This window comes from Photobacterium sp. TY1-4, assembly GCF_025398175.1.
Taxonomy (GTDB): Bacteria; Pseudomonadota; Gammaproteobacteria; order Enterobacterales; family Vibrionaceae; genus Photobacterium.
Genome location: NZ_CP099734.1, coordinates 1,486,611 through 1,507,657, shown reverse-complemented (window position 1 = coordinate 1,507,657; position 21,047 = coordinate 1,486,611). Strand labels below are relative to the sequence as shown.

The 21,047-nt window shown below is 51.6% G+C and carries 22 protein-coding genes and 1 riboswitch; of the genes, 19 read left to right on the top strand and 3 right to left on the bottom strand.

The window, feature by feature from the left end:
• Positions 1-75: 75 nt before the first annotated feature.
• The 9 genes from torC to NH461_RS07070 all read left to right on the top strand — a co-directional run bounded on the left by torC (position 76) and on the right by NH461_RS07070 (position 10,315).
• On the top strand, positions 76-1,242 hold the full coding sequence (torC, locus tag NH461_RS07110; RefSeq protein ID WP_261602539.1) for a pentaheme c-type cytochrome TorC: 1,167 nt from the start codon (positions 76-78) through the stop codon (positions 1,240-1,242).
• A gap of 70 nt (positions 1,243-1,312) precedes the next feature.
• On the top strand, positions 1,313-3,844 hold the full coding sequence (torA, locus tag NH461_RS07105) for a trimethylamine-N-oxide reductase TorA (RefSeq protein ID WP_261602538.1): 2,532 nt from the start codon (positions 1,313-1,315) through the stop codon (positions 3,842-3,844).
• A 254-nt stretch (positions 3,845-4,098) separates the two neighbouring features.
• Positions 4,099-4,758 carry a molecular chaperone TorD gene (gene torD / locus NH461_RS07100; protein WP_261602537.1) on the top strand — a complete coding sequence of 220 codons (660 nt, stop codon included), beginning with the start codon at positions 4,099-4,101 and terminating at the stop codon, positions 4,756-4,758.
• Between the two features lie 201 nt (positions 4,759-4,959).
• On the top strand, positions 4,960-5,532 hold the full coding sequence (locus tag NH461_RS07095) for a hypothetical protein (protein WP_261602536.1): 573 nt from the start codon (positions 4,960-4,962) through the stop codon (positions 5,530-5,532).
• Positions 5,533-5,810: 278 nt separating this feature from the next.
• Positions 5,811-6,302, top strand: coding sequence for a type VI secretion system amidase effector protein Tae4 (locus NH461_RS07090; RefSeq protein WP_261602535.1), 492 nt, complete (start codon positions 5,811-5,813; stop codon positions 6,300-6,302).
• The gene (locus NH461_RS07085) at positions 6,284-6,649 is read left to right on the top strand and encodes a hypothetical protein (protein ID WP_261602534.1); all 366 of its coding nucleotides are present in this window, start codon (positions 6,284-6,286) and stop codon (positions 6,647-6,649) included. Before NH461_RS07090 ends, NH461_RS07085 begins: the two co-directional genes overlap by 19 nt.
• Positions 6,650-7,064: 415 nt before the next feature.
• Positions 7,065-7,676 carry a rhomboid family intramembrane serine protease gene (locus tag NH461_RS07080; RefSeq protein WP_261602533.1) on the top strand — a complete coding sequence of 204 codons (612 nt, stop codon included), beginning with the start codon at positions 7,065-7,067 and terminating at the stop codon, positions 7,674-7,676.
• Between the two features lie 377 nt (positions 7,677-8,053).
• On the top strand, positions 8,054-9,289 hold the full coding sequence (locus NH461_RS07075; protein WP_261602532.1) for an MFS transporter: 1,236 nt from the start codon (positions 8,054-8,056) through the stop codon (positions 9,287-9,289).
• Positions 9,290-10,315, top strand: coding sequence for an aKG-HExxH-type peptide beta-hydroxylase (locus tag NH461_RS07070; protein ID WP_261602531.1), 1,026 nt, complete (start codon positions 9,290-9,292; stop codon positions 10,313-10,315). It begins immediately after the preceding gene.
• A gap of 162 nt (positions 10,316-10,477) precedes the next feature.
• Here NH461_RS07070 and NH461_RS07065 read toward each other — a convergent pair whose 3' ends face one another.
• From NH461_RS07065 to hutX, 3 genes are all read right to left on the bottom strand, one after another.
• Positions 10,478-10,678 carry a hypothetical protein gene (locus tag NH461_RS07065; RefSeq protein ID WP_261602530.1) on the bottom strand — a complete coding sequence of 67 codons (201 nt, stop codon included), beginning with the start codon at positions 10,676-10,678 and terminating at the stop codon, positions 10,478-10,480.
• 121 nt (positions 10,679-10,799) lie between these two features.
• On the bottom strand, positions 10,800-11,360 hold the full coding sequence (gene hutZ, locus NH461_RS07060; RefSeq protein ID WP_261602529.1) for a heme utilization protein HutZ: 561 nt from the start codon (positions 11,358-11,360) through the stop codon (positions 10,800-10,802).
• 5 nt (positions 11,361-11,365) lie between these two features.
• Entirely contained in the window at positions 11,366-11,890 is a 525-nt protein-coding gene (gene hutX / locus NH461_RS07055) for a heme utilization cystosolic carrier protein HutX (protein ID WP_261602528.1), read from the bottom strand.
• 479 nt (positions 11,891-12,369) lie between these two features.
• Between hutX and NH461_RS07050 the strand changes: the two genes are divergently transcribed.
• From NH461_RS07050 to NH461_RS07005, 10 genes are all read left to right on the top strand, one after another.
• Positions 12,370-13,191 carry an energy transducer TonB gene (locus NH461_RS07050; protein ID WP_261602527.1) on the top strand — a complete coding sequence of 274 codons (822 nt, stop codon included), beginning with the start codon at positions 12,370-12,372 and terminating at the stop codon, positions 13,189-13,191.
• Between the two features lie 3 nt (positions 13,192-13,194).
• Positions 13,195-13,881 (top strand): MotA/TolQ/ExbB proton channel family protein, encoded by a 687-nt coding sequence (locus NH461_RS07045; RefSeq protein ID WP_261602526.1) that lies wholly within the window; start codon positions 13,195-13,197, stop codon positions 13,879-13,881.
• Positions 13,878-14,300, top strand: coding sequence for an ExbD/TolR family protein (locus tag NH461_RS07040; protein ID WP_261602525.1), 423 nt, complete (start codon positions 13,878-13,880; stop codon positions 14,298-14,300). The genes NH461_RS07045 and NH461_RS07040 overlap by 4 nt, the downstream gene beginning before the upstream one ends.
• A complete protein-coding gene (locus tag NH461_RS07035) occupies positions 14,297-15,133 on the top strand; it encodes a hemin ABC transporter substrate-binding protein (protein WP_261602524.1) in 837 nt (278 codons plus the stop codon). Before NH461_RS07040 ends, NH461_RS07035 begins: the two co-directional genes overlap by 4 nt.
• A 20-nt stretch (positions 15,134-15,153) precedes the next feature.
• Entirely contained in the window at positions 15,154-16,191 is a 1,038-nt protein-coding gene (locus NH461_RS07030; protein ID WP_261602523.1) for a FecCD family ABC transporter permease, read from the top strand.
• A complete protein-coding gene (locus tag NH461_RS07025) occupies positions 16,188-17,003 on the top strand; it encodes a heme ABC transporter ATP-binding protein (protein WP_261602522.1) in 816 nt (271 codons plus the stop codon). Before NH461_RS07030 ends, NH461_RS07025 begins: the two co-directional genes overlap by 4 nt.
• A 472-nt stretch (positions 17,004-17,475) precedes the next feature.
• Positions 17,476-18,483: an HTH-type transcriptional repressor PurR gene (gene purR / locus NH461_RS07020; RefSeq protein ID WP_261602521.1), complete on the top strand. Its 1,008-nt coding sequence runs from the start codon at positions 17,476-17,478 to the stop codon at positions 18,481-18,483.
• A 276-nt stretch (positions 18,484-18,759) separates the two neighbouring features.
• A riboswitch (cyclic di-GMP riboswitch) is annotated at positions 18,760-18,865 on the top strand.
• A gap of 127 nt (positions 18,866-18,992) precedes the next feature.
• Positions 18,993-19,586, top strand: a complete 594-nt coding sequence (locus tag NH461_RS07015; protein ID WP_261602520.1) for a TfoX/Sxy family DNA transformation protein — start codon at positions 18,993-18,995, stop codon at positions 19,584-19,586.
• Between the two features lie 323 nt (positions 19,587-19,909).
• Entirely contained in the window at positions 19,910-20,302 is a 393-nt protein-coding gene (locus tag NH461_RS07010) for a hypothetical protein (RefSeq protein WP_261602519.1), read from the top strand.
• A 149-nt stretch (positions 20,303-20,451) separates the two neighbouring features.
• Positions 20,452-21,042, top strand: coding sequence for a carboxymuconolactone decarboxylase family protein (locus NH461_RS07005; protein WP_261602518.1), 591 nt, complete (start codon positions 20,452-20,454; stop codon positions 21,040-21,042).
• The last annotated feature ends 5 nt before the right edge of the window (positions 21,043-21,047 follow it).

Genomic DNA, 21,047 nt, shown 5'->3' with positions numbered 1-21,047 from the left:
TTAAGATAAAACCAGAAAAAATATTAGTTCACCGTCATTTACGAACATATTCATACTGTAACGGAATCTTCCAATATGAAAAAACTTTGGCAAAAAATAATAAAGCCAAGCAGCAAGTATTCCATCCTTGCGCTGGTCGTGGTCGGGGTTGGGATCTCCCTGGCGGGAACCTTTGTGGTTCATAAAGGATTCGAAGTCACCTCAACCATCGAGTTTTGTACTTCTTGTCACACCATGGAGCAGAACTACGCCGAGTATAAAGAAACGGTACACTTCAAAAACGCTTCCGGCGTCCAGGCACAATGCGTGGACTGCCACCAACCGAAAGATTTTCCAGGCAAAGTGTTCCGCAAATTAGAAGCGGCCAAAGATCTCTATCACCACTTTGTGACCGGCAAAATCGACACGCCGGAACAATTCGAAGATCACCGACTCGAAATGGCCCAGACAGTGTGGGAGCGCATGAGTCGTCAGAATTCGAAAACCTGTAAGAGCTGTCACTCCTATGACGACATGGATCACAGCAAACAATCGGCGAAAGCGGCCTTCGAAATGAAGAAAGCAGCGGCCGAAGATATGAACTGTATCGAGTGTCACAAAGGGATTGCCCACGAACTGCCGAACATGGCCGGCGGGTTCCAGAAAGACTTCCAGGCACTGCAAGCCACTGCCAATGCTCAGGGCGCGACCGCAACAACCCTTTACTCACTGGGTGAGAAAATACTGTTTGCCACTGCGGATGCCAACGGCAAAGTGCAAGGGAAGCTGCTGCCGGCTTCTGAAATTGAAGTGCTGGGCCGTCAGGACAACATGCTGAACATTAAGATCACCGGCTGGCTGGAAAAATCCGGCAAAGGACGGGTAATGACCGAGTACATGGGTAAACGCGTATTCAAAGCCACCATTCGCGGCGATGTAAAAGCAACCCAGCAAGTGATCTCCGAAGAGACCGACCACGCGACCGATATCGTCTGGCAGCAGGTGTCGGTGGAAGCCTGGGTGACTGCTGAAGACATGATCGACAACATTCAACCGATCTGGCAATACGCCGAGCAGATGTACGGCTCAACCTGCAACGCCTGCCATGCAGCGCCGGATCCGGCACACTTCTCCGCCAACGGCTGGATTTCAGGCCTGAATGCCATGAGCGCCTACTACCGCCTGAGCAAGACAGAAGAGCGCACGCTGCTGAAATATCTGCAGAACCACGGTAAAGACACCGGTGGCGCCGGCGCCCACTAATGACGAACCGCGGCGGGAGCATTGCCCTACCCGCCGCTATTCACTCCAAATTTTTGTAAAGGATTCAATTATGGCGACTCCAACTCAAACTCAAGGCATCACGCGCCGTCGCTTTCTCTCCGGTCTGGTCGCTGCCAGTGCCGCATCTGTCGTCGGCACCAGCCTGCTGGCGCCACGTAAAGCCATGGCCGCCCACGAAACCAAAGCGAACTTCACCGGTGAGGTTCTGTCCGGCTCCCACTGGGGTGCCTTCCGCGCCAAAGTCGAAAACGGCGTCTGGGTCGATACCGTGCCGTTCGAGAAAGACAAGCACCCAACCACGATGATCAACGGCGTGCGGGAAGTGGTCTATAACCCGGCCCGGGTCAAATACCCGATGGTCCGCCTCGACTGGCTCAAGCACGGCTACAAATCAGATACCACCCAGCGTGGTGACAACCGCTTCGTCCGCGTGCCTTGGTCTCAGGCGCTGGACTTCTTCTATCACGAGCTGGAGCGTGTCCAGACGTCATACGGCCCGAGCGCGCTGTATGCCGGTCATACCGGTTGGCAGTCGGTGGGTAAACTGCACTCCGCCGGAACCATGATGAGCCGCGCAATTGGCCTGCACGGTACTTACCTCGGCAAAATGGGCGACTACTCGACCGGTGCCGCTCAGGTGGTGCTGCCGTATGTGGCCGGGGCCATGGAAGTGTATGAGCAGCAAACCTCCTGGCCGCTGGTGCTGGAGCATTCTGACACCATCGTGATCTGGGGCTCTGACCCAATCAAGAACCTTCAGGTGGGCTGGCTGGTGCCGGACCACAGCCCTTATGCGTACTACCAGCAACTGGCCGAGAAGGTGAAGAATAAAGAGATCAAAGTGATCTACATTGATCCGGTGCGCTCTCAGACCCAGAAATTCGTCGGCGGCGAGCAGATCCCGGTCAACCCGCAAACCGATGTGCCGCTGATGCTGGCCATTGCCCATACCCTGTATAAAGAAGATCTCTATAGCAAAGACTTCATTGCCGACTACACGACTGGTTTTGACAAGTTCCTGCCTTACCTGCTGGGTGAGAAAGACGGCATCGAGAAGACCCCGGAATGGGCCGAAAAAATCTGTGGCATTGATGCCGGGACTATCCGTGCGCTGGCGCGCCAGATGGCCGGTGGCCGTACGCAAATCATCGGCGGCTGGTGTCTGCAACGAATGCAGCACGGCGAACAATACGCCTGGATGCTGGTTGTTGTGGCGGCGATGCTGGGTCAAATCGGCCTGCCGGGCGGCGGTTTCGGTTTCGGCTGGCACTACAACGATGCCGGTTCAACCACCTCGAACGGCCCGCTGATGTCCGGCTTTAGCGGTGTCACGGGTGTCGATCCGATCCACAACGGCTCATTCAAGGGTTACTCCACTTACATTCCGGTGGCACGATTCGTCGACTGTATCGAAAACCCGGGCAAAACCATCCAGTGGAACGGCCATGATGTGAAATTCCCGCACATGAAAATGGCGATTTTCTGCGGCAACAACCCGTTCCACCACCATCAGGATCGCAACAAGATGATCAAGGTCTGGCGCAAGCTGGAAACCGTGATCAGCATCGATCACCAGTGGACTGCGACCTGCCGTTTTGCCGACATCGTGCTGCCGGCGACCACCACCCATGAGCGCAACGACATCGAGCAATACGGTAACCATTCGAACGCCGGGATCATTGCCCTGCCGCAAGTGGTCGACCCGATGTTCGAAGCCAAAGATGATTTCGATATTTTCCGCGATCTGTGCCGTCGCTTCGACCGCGAGGAAGAGTTCACCGGTGGCAAGAGCCAGATGGACTGGATCGAACACATTTACAACGGTGCCCGCCTGCAAGGCCGTGGCCTGGGTGTGCGGATGCCGAACTTCCGCAAGTTCTGGGATGGTGAGGGCTTTGTCGAGTTTCCGGAAGGTCAGGCCTGGGTCCGCCATGCCTCGTTCCGCAACGAACCAGATCTGGAGCCGTTGGGCACCGCTTCGGGCCTGATTGAGATCTACTGTAAGACGATTGCCCAGATGGGCTATGACGACTGTCAGGGCCACCCGATGTGGTTTGAGAAGAAAGAGCGCAGCCACGGCGGCCCGCGTTCCGACAAGTTCCCGCTCAACTTGCAGAGTACGCACCCGAACCACCGTCTGCACTCGCAGTTGTGCTCCTCAACCGAGCACCGGGCGAGCTACGCGGTGGCCGACCGCGAGCCGATCTACATCAACACCAAAGATGCCAAAGCGCGGGGCATTCAGTCCGGTGATATCGTGCGTGTCTTCAACGATCGGGGTCAGGTGCTGGCCGGTGCCGTGGTGACCGACGACTATAAAACCGGGGTTTGCCGCATCCATGAAGGTGCCTGGTACAGCCCACTGGAAGGCGGCAAGCCGGGTACCCTGTGTACCTACGGCGATCCGAACGTCCTGACGCAGGATATCGGCTCTTCCAAACTGGCACAGGCCACTTCAGCGGCCTCGGCGCTGGTCGACATCGAAAAATACACCGGCACGGTCCCACCAGTAACCGGCTTCAGCGGCCCGACGGAAGTAACCGACATTAACCCGCTGTTCCCGGCGATGGATCTCGACTAAATCGATCGGTATAGCAAAGTAACCCCAATGGAGCACGGTGCCAGACAGTCTGGCACCGTATCCCGAACCGTTTGTGCCTGTGCGGGCCTTTTGCTGCCGGGGGTTTATAATCAAGACGATAATACGGGCTGGTGCGCGGTGCTCTCATCTGGAAACAGATAGCGACATATCCAACAGCGCCCTAAACAACACCTTGAACAGCACCTTGAACAAAGCCCAGAACAATACCAAACAAGCGAGACTCAGGAGCCGCCATGCAAGAAATGATTGCTTTCAACGAACAACGTGCGGAAATCTACTGGTGGATGTCTTCCCTGCTCTCACGCGAGCTGACGGCTGAAGATCTCAACCACTATCACAGCGGCGAGATCCTCACATTTCTCTCCGGTCTGGCCATGACGCCGGAGCTCAAGCAGCCGGCAGCGGATTTCCAAAACGCGCTACAGCGGCTGGCAACCCGTGCCGATGCACAGCTGGAACTGGCGGCAGACTTCTGCGGCCTGTTTCTCAGCACCCCGAAAACCGGCGCCCTGCCTTATGCGTCGATCTACGTCGGCCAGAGCGGCCTGCTCAATGACCAACCAGCGCAGGAGATGAATCAGTGGCTTGAACGTTACGACATTGCCCAGCGCAAGGACTTTAACGAACCGGCCGATCACCTTGCTGTTGAGCTGGATTTCATGGGCAACCTCATTATCCGCGCCAATCAGCAAGCTGATGAGCAAGCGGCCGAGCCGCTGATGCAGGCACAGCTAGCCTTCCTCGACACCATGCTGCTGAACTGGCTGCCGGCATTCGCGCAGGCTTGCCAGTCACGGGACCCGTTTGGCTTCTACGCTGCTGCCGTCAACCTGCTGCTCGCCTTTTGTCGGCTTGACCGCACCTTTCTGGCCGGTGAAGCCCAAGAAGCATAACCGATAACAATCTCCAGACCGATTGCCGGCACCCTGCGTGCCGGCTTTTTTCTGCGGCCTTCCCAGTCTGAAATGATCGGCTGTTCAGCAAAGACACAGCTTTCATGACACATCACTGACATTTCCCACCTGCCGCTTCGCTACATTAATTGCCATACCACGCTCATTGAGCATTCAATTGATATAGCAAGAGGTATCGCCATGACCAATACCCGTTCAAGTATTGCCCGTTCGCTGTCTGTGAAATCATCTGTACAGCGCTGGTTCATCAGCCTGTCACTGCCTCTGGTTCTCCTTGCCATGGTGCTGACGCCGCAGGCCAATGCCAGCCTGGCCAACAAAACCGCCACCCCGCCGAAAGAGACCGTCGAGCGCATCAATGCGATCCAGCGCGATCTCACCAGCATCCGCCAGCAGGCGATGCAGTCGAACCCAGAGCTAGCGGCGCAGGCCAAACAACTGGAGCAGGCTTTTGAGCAAAAAGCCAAAGCGATTGGTTACGATCCGGAAGCGTTTGTCACCCAGGCGCAGGAGATCCAGACCAAAATTCAAACTGAACAGCTGTCGAAAGAAGAGCGCAGCGAGCTGATCCAGAGCTTCATTACCGCTAAAAACAAAATGGCAGAGCAACGTCAGCAAATTATCTCAGACAAACAGCTGATGGGCATGCAGGAAAAGCTGCAACAGGAAACTTTAGTTGCCATGAAAGATCAGGACCCAAAAACTGAAGCGCTGGTGAAAGAACTTAACACTTTGGTTGAGCAAATTCAGTAAGCCAAGCCTGAAAACTGTATTTCCCCCCACAAGCATCTGCCAGTTCAACGCTGGCAGGTGCTTGATTTGTCAGATCTGCAAGCAGTAAAAGAAATATAACCCTAGTGGAGGTAAGTATTTCAGTATGGCAAGCCTCCGCATAAGAAATCTACTTTAATTTAATATTTCTATCATTTTCATTCATTTACATTAAAATATGAAAATGCTTCATAACCGATAATATGGCATTTGTTTAGGATAAAAAATTATGAGATTTTCACGCTTCCATAAATAATGTTATGAGTGCCATGATGGCTATACGTCCAAGCTTGTTGAAAATGAAGTTAGCATTTGCAAAAGTAAATAGAGATGTTCCTGAAGTCGGAAGTCTAATCGGTGGTAAAGTAAATCACAATATTAACGTATTAACTCCTGAGCAAGGACGATTTGAGAATGCATGTGCAATTCGCATGTCCTACGCTTTGAACTACGCTGGGTTTAAAGTGCCATATATAAAAGGAAAAACAATTTCAGGTGGTCAAGGTCACTGGTATATTTATCGAGTGAAAGACTTAATCAACTTTTTACACGATAGCTTCGGTAATCCGGAGGTCGTTATTGATGCTCCCCATACAGACAAACTTTCCGAATACAAAGGCATATTAGTTGTTGATGTTGATGTATGGTCAGACGCTTCTGGTCATGCCACGATTTGGACTGGTAACAGATGTACAGATCATTGTTATTTTTCTTTAGCGAAAAAGGCGTACTTATGGCAATTAAAAGACTAAGCTCCTTATTATTCGCCTTGAGCTGTAACTTAAGCGCAAATGCTCATAATTTGAACGACATGAGTGATAAGCAGTTGCTAAAGAACTATGCCTTATCCACATGCCTCGCCACATTTTACAAAGGTTCTGAAGTATATGAAGATGCCATCGCTGCAATGCAAGGATACCGGGACTACTCGGATTTGCCGCTTGAAGTATTCTTCGACGTTTCAAAGCTTGTGGATAGTCGTGATCTGGGCGGTTATCGTTCGAAAAAAGGTGACATAATTGAACTTGGGTATTGTATCGACTTTTCCGAATCAGAGAGCGTTGACTTACTCTATCAACGAGCTTTGGCGTCTGAGTGACAACACATAGTGAGGATCTCTTACTTTGCCTCACCGCGGTATGCTTTTCAGTAGGCCCACCAGCCATGGCTCCAGAGCCGATAACCTGGCAAAAATTTGGGTTTATCAAAGAAACAACCAAGAAATATGCCATGAAGCTTGACGGGCAATATTTTGATTCTATAGAGGTAGTACTGCTACTTGAGTCAGCATTGAACGATACACTCTGAGTGTGTGCTCAGCGGTTTCACTGCTCTGTTTCCAATAAACAGTGATCTTAAAAGCGTTTATCGTGCTGTGCCAGCGTAAGTCACACCTTCAAATGTTGAAAGTCAGATACTGCGAACTCCAATTTACAGAAATGTGCTGTACCCAGCACAGCAAAAACTGACAAGCATAACCCCATGCCACTTGAGGGAAACAAGGACATTCTCAAATGCAGCTCAAGCAAATCCCATACATGACCCTGATCTTGGTTGCCGCCACAATCACCACCTCTTTGACTGTGAATTACCTTATTTCAGGGACGTTGTTCGGGAAAATTAAAGTGCCGGATTTAGAGCCATTCGGGGGTTACACCGTCGAACATATTGCCGATTTTGAGCTGTGGAGACTCGTCGTGTCTCAGCTCATTCATGTCAAGCAAGCCCATATGTTTTACAATGCGCTGTCACTTCTGGCGTTGGGTTATCTGCTTGAACGTCGAATTGGCAGCCTGACTTTTACTTTCATCTGGTTGTTTGCAGGGGCTGCCGGGACTTTCGTCAGTACGTTTACGGTTCCCGCACCATGGAATTTAGGTACTGGGGGCTCTCAAGCCATTTTAGCGTTGGCTGCAGCCGGGCTAGTCCTGTATATCTGCGCTCAACTCAAAAGCAAGTTCATGTTATCCGTTATAGCGTTGACAATATTACCGGCATTTGCCCTCGACCTGATTTACGCGGAAAACCACCTTCCAAAGCCGGGTCATGTGGTTAGCTTTTCACTGGGGCTTCTATTTACGGCTTACTTGCTACGGAGATCAAGTGCGAACTACAACCACACCTGATTGATTTCATTGTAATAAATGATCCGATTTTTGCGCAGCAATCAAAGCCACGTGCTGCGTTGTCATTCCCTACGTGATGCCTTTTCGGTTGATCTTCATCTCCTATCAGTCACTTCGTTAATTCTGTGACACTGCACCCAATAACAAACCAGTTGCATATAATGTGTATTGATACAAGCTCGTCGAACGCACTATAGTACCACTTGGCCGCAACAAGTTGGTAACAATTGGTGGCGGCATTTATCGATTTTGGATCATACACATAAGGAAATACGACATGAAAAAGCTAGATAAATCAAAACTGTTCTCTATCAACAAGAAAGGTGCACCAGCGCTTAAAGTTGTAGAAAACTGATTGTTGGATGGGGGCTGATTGAATGAGTTATTATCTGTATATACTTTCTCACTTGGCCTCCATCGTCGCTTTTCGATGTGCCACGATCGTCACCATTTGGGCATTCGTGCAATCAACTGCGGGAGCGGAAAGTGTCGGCATACTGGTCGCGAGCATGTGGATTGCGAACATCCTTTTTTTGCCTGCTTCAGGTTATCTACTTGATAAATATCCAAAGAAAACAATTATTCTCGTTTCCAGCATTTTCTCTGTCATCGCTTCTATTACTTTGCTGAAGGCTTATGACACACTCATCGCTTGTATTGTCACAATCTCCTTTCTGGCAGTTTTCAATAGTGCGATTTCTTCCGCACCCAACGCCATCATTCCAAGACTTGTCAGCAAAGAGCGCTTAACGAAAGCTATCGGCATCTCCTCGACCTTGAACTCGCTACAAGTGATCATTGGTGTCGTGATCGGTGGCGGCGTTATTTATGCGATCGGTGTGCACAGCTCATTAGTAGTGACAGCTGTGTTGTATGCAACTTCTCTCGTCCTTTTCTTATTTGTTCAGATCCCAAGCACAGGCCCGGTAAAGTCATCGGAAGATCAGGGAGCGCTGCGCATGATCGCAGGGTTTCGCAGCCTGAAAATACTCAAACCTGAAGTGATGTTTTGCTGCTCTGCGATGGTCGGCAACTTTGTTCTTACCCCGCTGATATCAATCATCGTCCCAATTTATGTGCAGCAGGCACTAGGCAACAACATTGAGTATGTTGTCTTATTTGAGTCAGCGATTGCTGTCGGCATGATAGTCGGCGGCATGACCTCAGTAAAAATTTCATCATGGATGGACCGCTATCACCAGGTATTGCTGGGCGGGGTATTCATTGGGATAGGTGTCATCTGCTTTGCTTGGGCAGAGCTGATTTACTTCAAAGCCTTTGCACTGTTTATCTCAGGCTTAGGGCTCACGATGAAAGGCATCCCATTCAGCTCACTTCGGGGCCATGCGGTGCCCCATGACTATAAAGCACGCATTGAGTCTGCCATTTTTTCTCTCTGTATTCTGACCATCCCAATCGGCAGCTTTGTATTCAGTTATGCCATTGATTTAGACATCATCAGCATCGATGCCTTGGTGATGTTCATGGGAGTCCTCATCATTTTGTCACTGTCGTTTATCACCCAGTCCCGTGAATCAGTCAGGGTGTTGAGAACAACGGACAATGAATTGGAACACTACTACACAACACATTATCCCGAGGCTTTTAAGTAAATGGATTTCAGCAACCATAATTGGGCGCAGCCAAACGCGGCGTTGGCTAACACGCTTGTCTCTTGCAACCTGGATGCGCTCATCGAGAGTTTTTCTTACCTTTATGACTTCGCAGGATTTGACGGTGCCGCGCTTCAAAATGAGCTCAACACGAAAAAGCTATCGGTTCGTCAGAATATGCCTCAGACATTTCTTTATCATGAGTACTTGGTACGGAAAATTGAGCAAGAAGACATCCATCCGGAAGCAATCTTTAACGGTTATTTATCGGAACTGACCCCGACTCAGAGAACTCAAATCGAAGTTGTCCAATTTGGTCTGCGATACCATGAATATACAAACCAACTTCTAAAAGCCCTGATCGCTGATGATCACTTAGAATGTTATGGTAAGCACCTGGTTGAAAGAAATGAAGGGATTACAGCCCCCACAGAGCAGGCGTTTGATTTTACCGCCCGGGAAATAGAAACCTGTCTAGACTACCTCAAACAATCCTGCCCGGCGCTCTACGATGAGATCCAGGCCGTTGTTTCTCAGATCCATGTTATGAACTCACCGCATGTAAACGCTGGTAGCTATCTCACAATGCTCGGTATGTTCAACATACGCTACTTGAAAGAAGAGACAGAGCACTGGAGCCGCCTGATGGAGCACATTATCCATGAGGCCGCGCACAATCTCCTTTACCAACTTTGGCACCAGGCGCAGATCATTACCGATGATGACGGGCTGTTTTATACCCCATTCAGAAAAGATGAGCGCCCGATTAGCGGTGTTTACCACGCTATGTTTGTTCTTGCCCGCACCATTTACGGCTTCAATCTCTTGCTGGACAATCCAAAAATAGCCTTGGATCCCAAGGATATTTGTAGTCACTACAATGAAGCAAACAACCACCTCCCCTTTACTGACAAGTTCCATCAAACCGTAGCGGTGCTCGAAAAATCAGGAAAGCTCACTGGGTTCGGCGATAAAATTATGAAAGATTGCGTCGCTTTGGTGAAAGGATGTCACCATTACATCTAATACCTAGATGAAGGGTTACCCTCGATTGCGTGCAATCTATTCGCTCGGCAACCATACCGAGCGACTCCTGTCGGAAAACCGTATGTCGGCTTAATCAAGGTTCGAGAAAATTAGAATTCGAACTAAGTTTCGATTCTGGAATTCACTCGCAAAACACTTTACTCAACGAGGCTCACCGGCTTCATAGTCACTCAGATCGATGCCCAGCTCCTCGGCGACTTCGGCCCAATACGGTTCAGCTTCGCAGACGCAGCAGTCACACCAGGGGGCGATGCCCTCGTGCATACTCATCCGCTGCGGCGGTGTAGATTCATCGGGAAAATACACGGAATGCCCGGGTCGGGATTTGCCTTGTTCAGCCATTATCGCGGCTCCATTCAATACAGCTCTTTTGAGTGTATATCATCGCCGGCAGGCTCCCCTAAACAAACAGGGCCTGTCGACAGTATCGACAGGCCCTGAAATTCTCAGTGAAAGCGAGAACTTACAATTCTTCTTCTGAAGTCGAAGTCACTTCGCTGCCATCTTGAATCCGCTTATGACCTTCCTGCAAATGCACGAAATCAACCAAGTCGTCACCGCTCACCTGGAACGCCTGACCAAAGCCTTTGACGAACAGGCCCTGGGTTGGCTCCAGACGGAACAGGGTGAAATCTTCCAGACCGCTCAGACCATCCACAATCTCACCAAAACGCGCTTTCAGGCCGGCAATCGCTGCCAGCCAGCGCTCGCTCTGGCGCTCAACCACAACCACATTGGCCTCAAACGTCAGTCGTTTACGGGCATAAATCGCCTTTGAAGTACTTTCGTCTTCGATCATCATCAACGACACCTGAGGATTGTCCAACAGGTTGCGAGCATGCTTGGCAATCTGGCTGATCAACACGTAGTAACCATCATCCAGCAGCGCAAAGGGTGCGTAGCTGACATTTGGCTTCCCTTCAGCATCCACTGTCGCCAGTTGCAGCGTCTGGCAGGCTTCACGAAATTCTTTGATTTCCGGACCCAGACGGTTTTGCAGGCGCTCTTGTTTCACATCACTCATGATCGTTACTCTCCAAGAATTTGTTGTTTGAGTTGTTTGAATTGTTCAATTTGATCCGGGAACAGCTGGCGTTGTTTATCACGCCCCAAATAGACCTTAAAGATACATTCGCCATTCTCCGCCAGAAAGCCGATAAAATAATTGGCGTTTCCGTTCGCTGGCTTACTAACCAAAACCACATTAGCGACATGTTCCAGGCGAAGGTGTCCATGAAGTTCACCTTCTTTCCCCATCAGGTTATAAAATCCGCGCGCTTCCTTGCCTTTCGGGAATGGCGCCTTGATCTCGAAAATCGAACCCATGGAATGAACGATGGTAGTCATCGGTCCCCAGGACGGTAAGGCTTCCAGCACAGCCTGGGCATGCTCACCCGGCAGGGTTTCGACCCACTCTGGCGGGAAAGCCATAATCACCTCCCCTTCGGTGATCGCCAGCTCCTGGGCAATCAGCACCGCATGCAGTCCCGGATTGGACGCCAGCATCTCCGCGACTTGGATCTTCAAGGCTTCTAAAGAAATTTTTTCAAACACTGTTTCTCTCCGAATCACACTGTCGCACCCGGAAGGGATTGCGGACAGTACAGGATGGCTCGACTGACGATGTCACGCTTCAAAGGCACAAATCGATCGAATTGACCATGCGGATTGTTTGCTTTCGGGGTTGCCAAATCACGCATTCTCCCCCGAGGCGAATGATTACCGCATGCCTCTACAGAATAGCGGATCGTATTTGCATGCATCATAATCACCCGCAAACAACATTGCAAATGATAATTGATATTATTCGTGTTTCGTGGATAATATGAAAATATTCGCCCCGGAAAACACTATTGATGAAACTATCTATACAAATTATCAATATTTATCAGAGTGTTATTCACTTAAATCGTTGTTCGCATCAATCGTTGTTTACATCAACAGTTATCTCCGGGTTTTCGCTTTGGCCGATCATCAAGCGAGTACAACGTTCAACAAGATCCGGTTTCAAGAATTAAGGTAGGTCCACCCAAATGAACTCGACACGTTATGTCATCGCTGGCGCTGTCTCCATACTGGTTCACGGTGTGCTGTTATCTGCTGTACCAAACAATGTGGCCATGGCAATGCCGGCAGGTACTCATTCGGCCCGGGTCTCCGTGAATCTGGTTGCGACGCCGCCCCCCGTGCAACAAGCCCGATCAGCACAGCCTGAGCCGCAGGTTCAGCAACCCGAACCGAAGCCGGTAAGCACGCCCACTCAGACCAAAGCGGCACCAGTTCCGGCCAAAACGACGCCGCAACCGGACACGAGCCGGGTCAAAAAGCTGGTGAAAAAAGCCGAGCCGGCAGCCGACAAGCATGTTGAACGTACACCCATGGCTCAAGCCAAACAACCGCAGCCGGTAATAAAGAAACCGAAACCGGTTCAGCAGCCGATTCCGAAAGTCTTGGAGACACCGGTCGCCCCCCCCAAAGACAGGCCGGTGACCACAAATGCCGAGACTCCGTCCAAGCCGAGTTCTGAGCAACCACAACAAGCAGCACAGGCTGCAGCCGGGGTCAACAGCGTCCCCAAGATGGTTTCAAAGCCAACTTTTGCCACCCGCCCCAGTCCGCTGACCTATCCGTCGCTGGCCAAGCGCCGTGGTATCGAGGGGGTGGTCAAGGTGGAAGTTTGGATTGATCCGAACGGCAAACAGATCAAACAACTTCTGGTGAAATCCTCCGGGACAGAAATTTTAGATCAGGCCGCGCTGGAGGCAATCAAGCGCTGGCACTTTTCATCTCATATCGTCGACGGACAAGCGATTGCACATCGCGTGCAAATCCCTGTTCGCTTTCAACTGGACTAACACATGTACACCATTACACAACTCCAAACCCAATTTGGCCTGATGACCTGGCCGCTGCTGCTCTGCTCAGCGCTGACCCTGATGATCCTGCTGGAGCGTAGTCTACAGGTCATACTGTGCACCGGCGTGGGCCGACGTAAGATTATTGCGTTGCTGGCGCAGCAAGATCGCCAGAATGAAGCAGGCCTGACTCAACTGGCCGAATCCCTGAGCGCCAAGCGCCCCTTGCTCTATCAAGGCATTGCGATGCTGCTGTCATACCGCCACTTTGACAAACCGCTGCGCGAAGATGCCGCCGGGATCTGGCTGCAACAAAAGCGCGCTAATTTGCGATCCGGGCTGCGCCTGCTGACGTTGATTGGCGTGATCAGCCCGCTGATCGGACTGCTTGGCACCGTACTGGGTCTGATTGAAATGTTCAAAGGCATTGCCACCACCACAGGCTCAGTCACCCCGGGCGATCTGGCTGACGGGCTGGGCTTAGCGATGCGAACGACTGCCGCCGGCCTGATTATCGCACTGCCCGCCATTACCGGTGCCCAGTTACTGGCCCTGTGGGCCGATCAGATCACGGCCAAAATGGAACACACCCTGAACTATTGCAACCTGTGGCTTGAAGGCTTGAGCCTGAATCCGGCCAATCCGAAGACGGGTTCGGCCACAGTCCGCACCAGCGAGGCTCAGCCATGATCCGGGTCACCAATCACCCTCAGGACGAGGACCAACTGACACCGGATCTGACCCCACTGATCGACATCATCTTCATCGTGATGGTGTTTCTACTGCTCACCGCCAGCGTAAAGCTGCAGTCGCTGGAAGTCGAATTGCCGCAAACCGACACCCGGACGCTGCAAACTACCGAGGCCGATCCGGTCACGATCAACCTCATGGCACATACGCCGTACTGGGCCTTACAGGGTACCCCCTTCGAGACTTGGGATACCTTCAGTCACGCTCTGTTACGTGAAGTACAGGCACATCCGGACAAACCCGTGGTGATCGGGGCAGACAAATCCGGGTCGATCGAACACATGCTCAAACTGCTCGCGTTCTTGCAGCAGCAGGATATCAAAGCCACACAACTATTAATGGAAGAGGATAAATCATGAAGCGTATTGCTCTGGCAACCGCACTCCTGCTCACAACGAGCGCAGCCTGGGCCAATGAACGGATCATCAGCGCAGGGGCCGCCGTCACCGAACTGATGTATGCGCTCGATGCCCAGTCACAAATTGCGGCGGTAGATATTACCAGCAAGCCTCTGGTCGATCAGTCAGTCCCAACGTTGGGCTACCACCGCCAGCTCTCAGCTGAAAGCCTGATTGCGCTCAATCCGACCCGCTTGCTGGGATCAAATGAGATGGGGCCAAAAACGACCCTCGACTTGCTCCGCCAGGCCGGGATCGCAGTCAACATCCTCAACTCCGGCGAAACCGTAGACGATTTGATGATCCGAATTGATCAGGTCGGCGAACTCACGGGCAAGCAGGCCCAGGCAGCCGCTTTACAGCAGGACGTCAAAGCCAAGCTGGCTGCCATCCAGGCGAACCTGGCACAAACCCAAACACCGAAGAAAGTCCTGTTTTTATTGATCCGCGAAGGCCGCCCAGCCAATGTGGCCGGGCGCAACACCACTGCCGATACCGTGATCACTTTAGCCGGAGGGGTAAACCCGGCAGCTGAAGCCGTCGAGTCCTACAAACCGGTTTCCGTGGAAGCCATGGTCGAGATGCAGCCCGATATCATTTTGCTCAGCTCACGAACCCTCGCCAACCTTGGCAGTGCTGATGAGCTGTTACAGCAAATGCCGCTGCTGATCGCCACCCCGGCCGGGCAGAACAAAGCGATTGCCACCATCGATGGCACTGCACTGATTGGCGGACTGGGCCTGAAAAGCCTGAGCGAAGCAGAACGTTTAAACACCGTGTTCTACCCACACTAACAGAGCCGAAGTTCACCACTATGCAGTTTCAACGCATTCCTGCCACCATTATTTTTCCGCTGGGCTTGCTGAGCCTGGCCCTGGCAATCACCAGCTCGGTGGTTGTCGGCCCGATGGGGATCAGCTTCAGCGACAGCCTGAAGGCATTACTGCCCTGGCAAGCCGAGCTTCCGGCACATATTCAGATTGTGATCCACCAAATCCGCCTGCCGCGTACCCTGCTGTGTATTGCCGTGGGCGCCATTCTGGCCCTGTGCGGTGCGGTCATGCAAGGCCTGTTCAGGAACCCGCTGGCGGATCCCGGCATCATCGGCGTTTCCGGCGGGGCGAGCCTGGGAGCCGCGCTGGCGATTGTGGTGTTTGCACCGCTGGCAGCAAGTTATCCTTTGCTGCTGACCGTCGGGACCGTGCCCGCTTTTGCATTTATCGGTGGTGCGGTCAGCACCTATCTGGTGTACCGTCTCGGGACCGATAAAAACGGCACCTCTGTTACCGTGATGCTGCTGGCCGGGGTAGCCATTGCTGCACTTTCCGGTGCTGCGATGGGTCTGATGAACTATCTGGCCGATGATCAGGCGTTACGGGATCTGTCCTTATGGAGCATGGGCTCGCTGGCCGGAGCAACCTGGCCGGGGATCACCCTGGCATTCATCACACTCAGCGTGCTGGTCCTGCTGTTTGATCGGGACGCCAATGCCCTGAATGCTTTTTTGCTGGGGGAAGCAGAAGCCCGACATATGGGCGTCAACGTCCAGCGGCTCAAACGCCGCTTGATCCTGCTCTGTGCTGCGGGCGTCGGGATCTGTGTTTCTTTGAGCGGGGTGATCGGTTTTCTTGGTCTCATCATCCCACATCTGGGCCGGATGCTGTGCGGCCCGAACCATAAAGTCCTGCTTCCGCTCTCTGCCCTGCTGGGCGCACTGGTACTGCTGGTAGCCGATATGCTGGCCCGAGTCGTGGCGGCACCGACGGAATTGCCGGTGGGCATCATTACCGCCATTCTCGGCGCGCCGTTCTTTATTGTCATGCTGATGAAACAACGAGGCAGAATGTCATGAATACCGCGATTAACCCTGTCTCTGCAACGACGCAAACGACACCAGCGATTAACGCCCGTGCGCTGAACCTGACTCTGGGCGGCAAAACACTACTTGATGACTTCACCCTCAGTTTGGCCAGCGGCGAGCTGACCGCTTTGCTCGGTCCGAATGGTGCCGGCAAAAGCAGCCTGCTGAAGGTACTGTGCGGCGAAGCCGACGGCGGCGGCACGATACAATTTTTCGGTCAAGATCGGAACACCTATGCCCCGGCGACCCTCGCCAGACACCTTGGGGTCCTGCCGCAACACAGCAACCTGACGTTTGCGTTTACTGCACGGGAAGTGGTTGAGCTGGGCAGCTTACCCCTGCAACTGACGAAAAAAGACACCCAAGCACTGGCAACTGAAACCATGAGCCGGGTCGATGTCCTGGCACTTCAGGACCGCCTATACCCCACCCTGTCCGGTGGTGAAAAACAGCGGGTTCACCTAGCCCGGGTGCTGACGCAACTCAGCCAGGCGGGTGAGCAATGTATCCTGATGCTTGATGAACCGACTTCTGCCCTGGATCTCGCGCATCAGCACCGGACCTTACAAGTGGCCCGGGAGCTGGCCCGGGCCGGTGCGGCTGTGATTGTGGTGATCCATGATCTCAATCTGGCCGCCCAATATGCCGATCGGTTAGTGATCATCAATCAAGGCAAAGTGCAGGCTGATGGCACGCCATGGCAGGCGTTAACCCCCGACATCATCCAGCAGGTCTATGGCTGGCCGGTCCACGTCAGCAAACATCCGACCCAGGATTTCCCGGTCGTATTGCCCGCAGGATAAGGAAACCTGCCTAACCTGCACCATCCCCAGCACGATTCTCCCGGTTTTCCTCCGGGAGAAGCGATGGCCGACATAAAGAACACCACCAGATATGCATCCAATTTGAGAAAATTTGCAGTGAGTTTGTTGATATCTATCAAGAATTACTACCTTGCGATACAGAAACGTTGCACTGTGCGCTACACTCAGTAGAATGTGATCGCAAGCGATTACACAATGCAACGCCTGAAAGGCGAGAAGAACAAGAAAGCCGCTCGGAAGAGAAGCGGCTTTTTGACGTTTTATACGCAGTATGAAACAGCATGATGATCCCTGTGAACGCAGATCATCATGCCAAACTGAACAAGTATCTGGCCTGACTCCAAGAAGCAAACCAGATACTTATTCAGTTTGGTGCACGGCTGTTGAATGCTGTTCAGATCAATGAAGAGAAATGGGCCCAAGCCCGCTTTGAATTATTAGAAGAATAAGTATGGCAACGATTAAAGATGTTGCACGTTTGGCAGGTGTTTCAACCACAACAGTGTCTCACGTGATCAATAAAACCCGGTTTGTTGCAGAAGCAACCCAGAAGAAAGTGCTGGCCGCCGTGGATGAGCTCAACTATGCCCCGAGCGCTGTGGCGCGAAGCCTGAAATGTAACACCACCCGGACCATCGGCATGCTGGTGACCAAATCAACCAACCCGTTCTTTGCCGAAGTTGTACATGGGGTTGAAGAATATTGTTATGGCGAAGGCTACACGCTGATCCTGTGTAACACCGAAGGGAACCTGGAAAAGCAACGTGACTATCTGCGCATGCTGGCTGAAAAGCGGGTCGACGGATTACTGGTGATGTGTTCCGATCTGGACGATAAACTGCTGGCCCTGCTCGAGCGCCAGAAAGATCTGCCGATGGTGGTCATGGACTGGGGTCCGGAGAGCCCGCACACCGACAAAATCCAGGACAATGCGGAATTGGGTGGCTATGTCGCGACCAAATACTTTATTGAACACGGCCACCAGAAAATTGGCTGCCTGACCGGACACAGTGAAAAACTGACCTGCCGTGAGCGCCTCAAAGGCTTCCACAAAGCCATGGCTGAAGCCAATTTGAGCGTCAATCCGGACTGGCTGATTGAAGGCGATTTTGAGTGTGAATCTGCCGTGGCGGCTGCCAAGCAGTTCATCGCCATGGAAGAGCGCCCGACCGCGATTTTCTGCTTTAACGACATTATGGCAATGGCGCTGATCAGTACGTTTGAGCAAGCGGGTCTGCGCGTGCCGGATGATATCTCCATCATCGGTTATGACAATATCGATCTAGCGCCGTACTTCTCACCACCGCTCACCACCATCCACCAGCCGAAACAACGGTTGGGTAAGAAAGCCATTGAAATCCTGATGGCACGGGTGAAAGACAAACAACATGAACGCCGGATCTTTGAAATGGCGCCCGAATTGGTCGTGAGAAAATCAGTCAAGAACCTAAACATCTGATTTCATAAACACTTCAATTTTTCTTTTCAAAAAAACCGATAGCTTGCTATCGGTTTTTTGTTGCAATTTTGACCATCCTCTGACCACAGATTTACATCCCGAATTTATCAAGACCCATAACGTGTTAAATCTGGCCCAATCCCGACCAACTTGTTCAAAATTTAATAAGTTTTAAATTTTTGCTAGCAGGCTTTAGGATCTATTTGTGGGAGCAATATCACATTTTTAAAAATGGGACCAAGTTCAAAAATATCTTCTGAGATATGCTTGTTTATGTCACGAACAAGGCAAACCATTCTAAAGAATGGGACGCAAAGCCTCCGGCCTAAGAGTTACTTATTTATCAATAACTAAGTGGACTTATGGTAGCGGGGTTGCCGATGGATGTAGCAAGAAGTCATGTTCAGAATCCTGACAAATCCCTGACATTGCTTTTCTTCGTAATTTGCTAATCTGAATCCTCGCTCTGTTGTTAGGTGACTCGAGAAATTTTTCACCGAGTAAGAAGCATGGACAAACCAGTACTTAAAGATTCTCTTCGACTGTTTCAATGTTTTGAAAATGTAAAATCACGTTCAATGTTTGGTGGTTTTGGGATTTTCTCAGGCGAAACCATGTTTGCGTTAGTGGTTAACGACAAACTTCACCTGCGTGCCAATGCCGAAAACGAAGAACAATTTAAACAAGCAGGACTCAGCCCATACGTTTACAAAAAGCGTGGATTTCCGGTCGTCACCAAACACTTCGCAATTCCTGAGGAGTGGTGGGATGCGCCAGAGCAAATTATCGAACACGCCAAACAATCTTTTGAGGCTGCTAAACAGGACAAGGAAAAGAAAAGCCAGACCGGCCCGAGCCGTATCAAGGATTTGCCGAACCTACGTTTAGCCAACGAACGAATGCTGAAAAAAGCAGGGATTTGTACCGTCGACGAACTCTACGAAGCCGGTGCATTAAACGCTTATAAAGCTCTGCAGGAAACGCATCAGGAAACGGTCAGTATCGACTTGCTCTGGGCGCTGGAAGGCGCGGTGAGCGGACGTCACTGGTCCGTCATTCCACCGCAGCGTCGTTCCGAGCTGTTGTCAAAACTCAACGGCTGAACCCTTCCCGATTCATTGTGAAAAAGAGGCGGCTTGCGCCTCTTTTTTTATTTCATGCTTCGCTTCCCATCCCTTAACCAAGCCATCCCTGACCTGAACAAGCATTTAAGAAGCAAACTACGCGGTTCAATGTCGGTCGCCACGGGGAGTATTTATATGCCCTGCGCCCTGTCAAATTTGTACCAACCGAAAGACATTTTTCTGTTAAGAAATGACAAAGATTGACACCACTCCCAAAGCTGTTCACAAATTCATCAACAGGGTTTTCATCCCTTGCGACCTCAGTAGAATTGGGGCGTCAACGCAGCCGGAAGGAAGGTATCATGTACAGCTCGCAGCCTTTTCCAGGACAATCCAATCAGATGTTCAAAGACAAGTTTTGCAAATGGCCAAAACTGATGCGCCTGTTAGTCCTGCTGAACTTTCTGCCGACAGCAATCATCGTCTTTGTTGTCCATCAACAACTGGCCCCGTTTTCAATGCTCGATGAAATACTAGCCTTGACCGCTGGGTTTAACGGCCTGCTGTTGCTGTGGGGCGTTTTGCTTAAAATCCGTGCCAAAAAATACTGGTACCGCAACTATCATATCGGCAAAACCATGGCCCTTGCCTTACTGCCGGTCCTGGCGTCCGGTTATTTGTTTGTTTCCCAGCCCGCCATTCCGGATATGGCGCAGCAGCAAGAGGCCAAATCCGTCTATATTTCGCTCAACTAAACGAATTTAAAGATTTTTTCTCTCAAAACTGAAAGTTTTCCAACCGTTGCTCGGTCTTGTCTCATACCATTCGGTAGAGCTGCATGCTGCGCAACGATTCGTGCTATCTTTGTTGCATATGTGGCCCACTGGCAACCTAAGAGGCACACGTGCGTATTTCAGCCAAGCAAGATTACTCATTTCTCATCAAGCCGCTCCTCTGGCTTCAGAAGCGCCATTACGGCCATCCTCTGAATCCGGCCTTATTATGGGGACGACGCCCCACTCTGTTCTGGCTGGTTGCCGGCTTTTTTGGCTACCTGGACCGCAAATCTTCGCCATTAACCCCGGTGATTCGCTCACTGATCTGTGTCCGGGTATCGCAACTCAACCTCTGCGCATTTTGTGTCGATGCCAACGGCATGAAACTGGCCGAACGTTGTGACTCCGTCGAAAAAATCAAGGCGCTGGCACACTGGCAACAAAGTGGCTTATTCAGTGCCGAAGAGCAAGCGGTACTGGGCTATACCGAAGCCATCACCATCACCGGACAACAGGTGACCGATGCCATGCTCTCTGCATTGCAGCAATGGTACGACGAGGATGCGCTGGTCGAACTGACGGCCCTGATCGCCTTCCAGAATCTCTCCGCCAAATTTAATACCGCCCTGGATGTACCTGCGCAGGGCTTTTGCTCGCTGCCGATCCAGCCGGAGCAAGCCAACCCGAACGCGACTCAGCCGGCTGACCACACAAAATAGGGAAC